Here is a 5,529-nt window from a genome sequence, read left to right as displayed (position 1 = left end):
CATAACTACCATAAATTTAAGTTGATATTAAAGATAGATGATCACTGATAAACATCCGGCAATGCTGCTGTCATCCATTATGACAGCAATTATATTCTGTCTGGCAGGAATGGGTCTGTATGCGAAAACGCTTGCCCTGATTGCACCATCAATTGCGACGGTCTTCATGATATGGGCCGCATATCATTTTTTAAGTGAGCGATCCGTAATCTTGGGACGCACTATTGTACTGATTTTCACCGCCTATATAACCTGGTTTGCCTGTCTTACCGGCGGCATTTTCAGTCCCGGTCTCTTTTTTTTCATCATTGTCATGGCCGGAACTGTTCTATTCGTTGATTTGTCCGGTTTTTTCCTTGTTTTCGGCATTTGTGCGGGATTGGTTGCCTTTTTTTATTTTGGTCCCTCCTGGGGGCCTGGCGCATTGAATCTCAATGAATTTCGCTTTGTGTGCTTTATAATCCTCTTTTCCGGTATCGGATCTATTTTGTTGCTAATGCTCAAAAAACATCAGGCACTTATTACGGAAAAACAGGCTGCTGTTGAATTTTCTCAAAAAGTTCAGGCGGATGCCAAAAACGCGATTGAAGTTAAAGATAACTTTTTGGCCAATATGAGCCATGAAATACGAAATCCCATGAACGGGGTTTTAGGCATGATTCACGTGCTTCTTGGCTCTGAGCTTGACGCCGAGCAAAGACGCTACGCAGACATTGCCTATAACAGCGGCAAAGCCCTTTTAACCATTGTTAATGACATTCTGGATCTATCCAAAATTGAGGCAGGCAGAATTGAATTAGATATCCGTCCCTTTGATCTTGAAATAGCCGTCAAGGATATTGTCTCTTTACCGGAATTGCAGGCCAGGCAAAAAGGACTTGGGTTTATCTATAATATCGACACGGATGTGCCAAGGCGCCTCAAAGGCGATATCGGCAGAATACGCCAGGTGCTTTTAAATTTTACAAGCAATGCCATCAAATTCACTGAAAACGGGTCTGTGACCCTGAATGTGAGACTCAAAGAGGACAAGGAAGAACATGCGTTGATTCATTTCAGCGTGGATGATACAGGTATCGGTATCAACGAGGAAGTTCTCAAAGGCCTTTTTGCGCCCTTTGTTCAGGCTGATGCGTCTATAACAAAGAAATATGGCGGTACCGGCCTTGGTTTATGGATATCAAAACAGTTTATCGAATTAATGGGTGGACAGGTTGGGGTGGACAGCCTTGAAATGATAGGCTCCACCTTTTGGTTTGAAGCCCCCTTTGAAAAACAGTTGCCCGAGGAGATTGCCCAGGAGCTGTCTGCCGTTCCCATCAACGACATCAGGGTGATCGCCATATCTAACGAGCCGGAACCCAGCACCCGCCTGACAAAAGTACTTGACCAGATCGGATTTAATTATAAGACGTGTGAACACAGCCGAGTTATTGAACTTGTTACCCTTGCAAAGACAAATTCAATCCCTTTTCATGTGGTCATTATGGAGGTTAGCGAATCGGATCAATATGCAAGGACCCTTGGCAGGGAATTCCGCCAGGATCTTGAGTTGAATTGCCTTGCGTTAATTCTCGTCACTGCTGTGGGTAAGAAGGGGGATGCAAGGGAATTTGAAGACCTGGGCTTTTCAGCCTTTTTAAGCTTTCCTTTGGACGGAACCATTCTCCAGGATGCCATCCGCACGGTGCTTTCACCGACCTATCGGAAAAACCGCCAGGCCATTATTACCCGCCATACTCTTGCAGAACGTAAAAAAAGAGCGTTTAAAATTTTAATCGTGGATGACATTGAAACCAATGTCGTGACGGCAAAGGCAATTATATGCACACATGGATACCAGGCTGATTCGGCATCCAACGGCCTTCAGGCTGTTGAAGAGGCGAAAAATAATAAATACCATTTGATCTTCATGGACTGCCGGATGCCGGAAATGGACGGATATGAAGCCACCCGTCAGATCCGGGCATATGAAGCCTTAGAAAAACTCACACCCACGCCCATCATTGCTATGACCGCAAATGCCTTTGAAAGGGACCGGCAGAGATGTAAAGCGGCCGGCATGGATGATTTTATTTCAAAACCAGTTAATCCCCAGGCTTTAATTGAACTTATTGAGGCATATAAGTATGGAACCGTGCCTTCGGTGGCGTTTGACCCACCGAATTTTGACATGCCTGGTCCTGAAATGTATGACATTGAGAAACAAGAACAGCCCCTGACCGCTTTGGAAGATAACGATTCACGCCCATTTGTATTTGACAGGATCGGATTTCTTGAACGCTTTGGCAATGATAGGCAATTGGCTGCAGAAGTCCTTGAATCCTTTTTTCAGGAAGTGGAGGGAGTTGTTGATAACCTTGTGTCTGCTGTTAAACAAGCGCCATTTGAGCCCGAAAATGTCAAGGCCTGTGCCCATGCGTTAAAAGGCGCTGCCGCCAATGTCAATGCTGAGCAGTTAAGACTTGCCGCCGCCGACATTGAAACCCAGGTCGGTAATGGTTTGAAATTAGATACAATTGTTGTAACCGAAATGATTAAGGAAAATTTGAACCAGTTTAACAGGAACGCGTTTTTATGATTGATATTGAAACCATGACCATACTGATTGTGGATGATATGAAAAGCATGCGCCTGACCCTGCGCAAAATGCTGCGGAATCTTGGGATCGGCAAAGAGCTTTTTTTTGCGGATAATGGAAAATCAGGTTTGCTTGCGCTGAAAAACCATTTCTGTGATTTGCTCATTGTTGACTGGAACATGCCGGAAATGAACGGCAGCCAGATGCTGGCCAACTTGCGCCGGGATAAAGAGATCAGGGACATTCCTGTTATTATGGTTACAGCTGAAAACGAGCGCGACGTTGTGGCCGATGCTGCAGAATACGAAGTGGAGGGGTATCTTCTTAAACCATTGACCCTGGACGCCCTGGATACAAAGATAAAAAGTGTTATCGAGGCTGTCAACCACCCGGAAAAGGCAAAAATTCACCTGCTCGAAGCAAGAGCATGTGAAGAGGCAGGCAATATCGAAGGCGCCATAGACGAAACCCGAAAAGCCTTGGGGCTCAAACCCAATGCATCACGTATTTTAAGAAAACTTGGGCTGTTATACCTTGAGGCCAAGAAAGCCGAAATCGGTGAAAAATGTCTTCAAAAGGCCGTTGCCGTAAACCCTCAGGATACAATTTCACGAAACCACCTGGCCAAGTTGTATATTAACAAGCGTAACTTTAAACAGGCCGCCCAGCTTTACATGGAAATTCTCTCTTTTAGTACCAGGTATTTTGATTCAGCGGTTCACTTGGGTGAAACACTTTTGATTAACGGATTCAGAACGGAGGCAAGAACGCTTTTTTCGCGTATCATCTCAAAAAGCCGATTCAACAGGATGCTTCAGGAAAAAATCATGAATATCTGTCTGGACAACCAGGAATATGAATATGTGGCCAAGATCGTTACTGAAGCGATCAAGGAGAATCCTGCCAACATGGATCTGATGTATAAGGCCGGCACCATTTACCTTGAAACCGGTGATCAGGAAAAAGCCATGGAATGCTTTATTACGGTTGATGACAACATGCGAGGGGGTGTTAAAACCAAACTTCAGATCGCCCGGATTCATATCAACAATAAACGTATTCTCCAGGCTGACGACTATCTGAACCGCATTTTGAGGATTGATCCGTCAAATAAGGAGGCCCTTAAACTACGGCGCCAAATTTAGTTCCTGTCCGGAAAACAGCCTTTTTGTCCAATTTCCACGTTGGATGATATTTCTTATTTCCGGACAGGCACTCATCTAACGTTCAACCCCTACATGGTTAATAGTCGAGGCCATATAACCTGCACCAAATCCATTGTCTATATTGACCACCGCAATATTTGAACTGCATGAATTAAGCATACCCAAAAGGGCGGTCATGCCGTTGAAGCTTGTGCCGTAACCAACACTTGTGGGAACAGCAATTACAGGCGCTTTGACAAGGCCACCCACCACAGAGGGCAGGGCACCTTCCATACCTGCGGCAACAATAATGACAGACGCTTTTTCAAGATCTTGCCGATATGCGAAAAGGCGGTGGATGCCTGCGACCCCGACATCAAAAAGTGTTTTGACTTCATTTCCCATGGCTTTTGCCGTTAAGAAGGCTTCCATGACCACCGGAATATCTGAAGTGCCTGCACTGACGATGAGAATTGTACCCCGGCCTGTAATGGCGGGGGGCTGTTTTTCTATTTTTAACAGATGGGCGTCATCAAAATATTGTGCATTGGGAAACCGTGAAAGAACGGCATCTGCCTTATCCTCATCAATGCGGGTTACAAGCACGATATTTTCCGATTGTTCCAGTTTTTCAAGAATGGCAATAATCTGTGCCGATGTTTTGCCCTGCCCGAAAATAACTTCGGGGAATCCTTTGCGAAGAGCTCTGTGATGATCCACATGGGCGCAACCGATATCTTCAAACGAAAGGTGTTTTAATTGATCTGCGGCCTGTCCAACGGGCAGTGCGCCCTCGGCCACCATGGAAAGAATTTGTGTTAGTGTATCAATGTTCATATAGCGTCTAAGCGTTTTGCCTTTTCAACCAGGCAAGTCCTTTCCCTGCTTTATTTGTTTCTTCCGAAGACGGAGTCTCCTCCCGGGCAGAAGGTTCTTGTTCAGGGGCCGGTGCCTGCCGGGAAGGTATAGTCTTGTCTTTGCCCCACTGGTAATGACCGAATTTACAATACCCCCGAACATTATTGAATCGTGCATCAATGTTCTTGGGAATGGGGATCACATTGCCTTTAACCAATGATATCAGAAATTCGGCCAAAGGGATAGACCCACCCCCGGATACGATAATTGACACCACTTTCCTGACGCAATTTATCAGCTATCACGGAAAAGCACTTGGCCACGCCTGTGTCCATGGTTGACGACCCCCTTTCAATGTACTGGAGATGGTCAAAGATGGAAAAATCCGTTGTTTTAAATCCAATATCCACCACCCCGAGCTTGGATGTTGCAAGGTCTCTGTCACATATTTTTTCGTTGCCTGCCGCCGCAAGGGCCATTATCTTGATGAATTCTTCAACCATTTTTTCCTGGTCAAGGGTATATTCGGTGAGGCTGGACTGACGTTCGGCATAGGCTCCTAAAAAATACGTTTTATTGTCCAGAGTGATATGCAGATTTGCTGCTGCTGCGGCATCCCCCATGGATGACATAAACTGGATATCAGGCGCATCACCGATCAGGGATTTGAAAATTACCGAGTTTTGTCCGCTATATGCTTTTGTAAAACCAAACCCCACATCTATGCCGATAATTTCCATGTCCTGACATCCCTATGTAATCTGCCCCTATGTAATTTGCCCCTATGTAATTTGCTTAGATACGTTGTGAATTGTTCTGGAATTATTTCACGGCAAAGGTACCACTGTCCCTAAAAGCAGTCAAGGAATCAGGGCTATTGCATGTAAAAAAATTACCTAATCTTTTTCATTCATTATCGATACTTTTTTTGACAAAAAGTATTTT

At 45.0% G+C, this 5,529-nt stretch carries 5 protein-coding genes; 2 read left to right on the top strand and 3 right to left on the bottom strand.

The features are described 5' to 3' along the window. The first annotated feature begins 79 nt into the window (after positions 1-79). Positions 80-2,581: a response regulator gene (locus AB7U36_RS17320; protein WP_428160935.1), complete on the top strand. Its 2,502-nt coding sequence runs from the start codon at positions 80-82 to the stop codon at positions 2,579-2,581. Beyond that, a complete protein-coding gene (locus AB7U36_RS17315; RefSeq protein ID WP_428160934.1) occupies positions 2,578-3,726 on the top strand; it encodes a response regulator in 1,149 nt (382 codons plus the stop codon). The genes AB7U36_RS17320 and AB7U36_RS17315 overlap by 4 nt, the downstream gene beginning before the upstream one ends. A 75-nt stretch (positions 3,727-3,801) precedes the next feature. Here AB7U36_RS17315 and larB read toward each other — a convergent pair whose 3' ends face one another. The 3 genes from larB to AB7U36_RS17300 are packed head-to-tail and all read right to left on the bottom strand — an operon-like array spanning position 3,802 to position 5,324. After that, on the bottom strand, positions 3,802-4,563 hold the full coding sequence (larB, locus tag AB7U36_RS17310; protein ID WP_286819504.1) for a nickel pincer cofactor biosynthesis protein LarB: 762 nt from the start codon (positions 4,561-4,563) through the stop codon (positions 3,802-3,804). Positions 4,564-4,570: 7 nt separating this feature from the next. After that, positions 4,571-4,822 carry a hypothetical protein gene (locus AB7U36_RS17305; protein ID WP_428160933.1) on the bottom strand — a complete coding sequence of 84 codons (252 nt, stop codon included), beginning with the start codon at positions 4,820-4,822 and terminating at the stop codon, positions 4,571-4,573. Continuing rightward, entirely contained in the window at positions 4,794-5,324 is a 531-nt protein-coding gene (locus tag AB7U36_RS17300) for a hypothetical protein (RefSeq protein WP_428160932.1), read from the bottom strand. The genes AB7U36_RS17305 and AB7U36_RS17300 overlap by 29 nt, the downstream gene beginning before the upstream one ends. Between the last annotated feature and the right edge of the window lie 205 nt (positions 5,325-5,529).

The sequence above is a fragment of the Desulfobacter sp. genome (genome assembly GCF_050177295.1).
Note: the sequence above shows the minus strand (reverse complement) of the source record. Positions and strands in the feature narration are given on the sequence as shown.

Coding starts and splice junctions, on each gene's coding strand:
- AB7U36_RS17320 (WP_428160935.1), top strand. CDS start 80: ATGACAGCAATTATATTCTGTCTGGCAGGAATGGGTCTGTATGCGAAA.
- AB7U36_RS17315 (WP_428160934.1), top strand. CDS start 2,578: ATGATTGATATTGAAACCATGACCATACTGATTGTGGATGATATGAAA.
- larB (WP_286819504.1), bottom strand. CDS start 4,563: ATGAACATTGATACACTAACACAAATTCTTTCCATGGTGGCCGAGGGC.
- AB7U36_RS17300 (WP_428160932.1), bottom strand. CDS start 5,324: ATGGAAATTATCGGCATAGATGTGGGGTTTGGTTTTACAAAAGCATAT.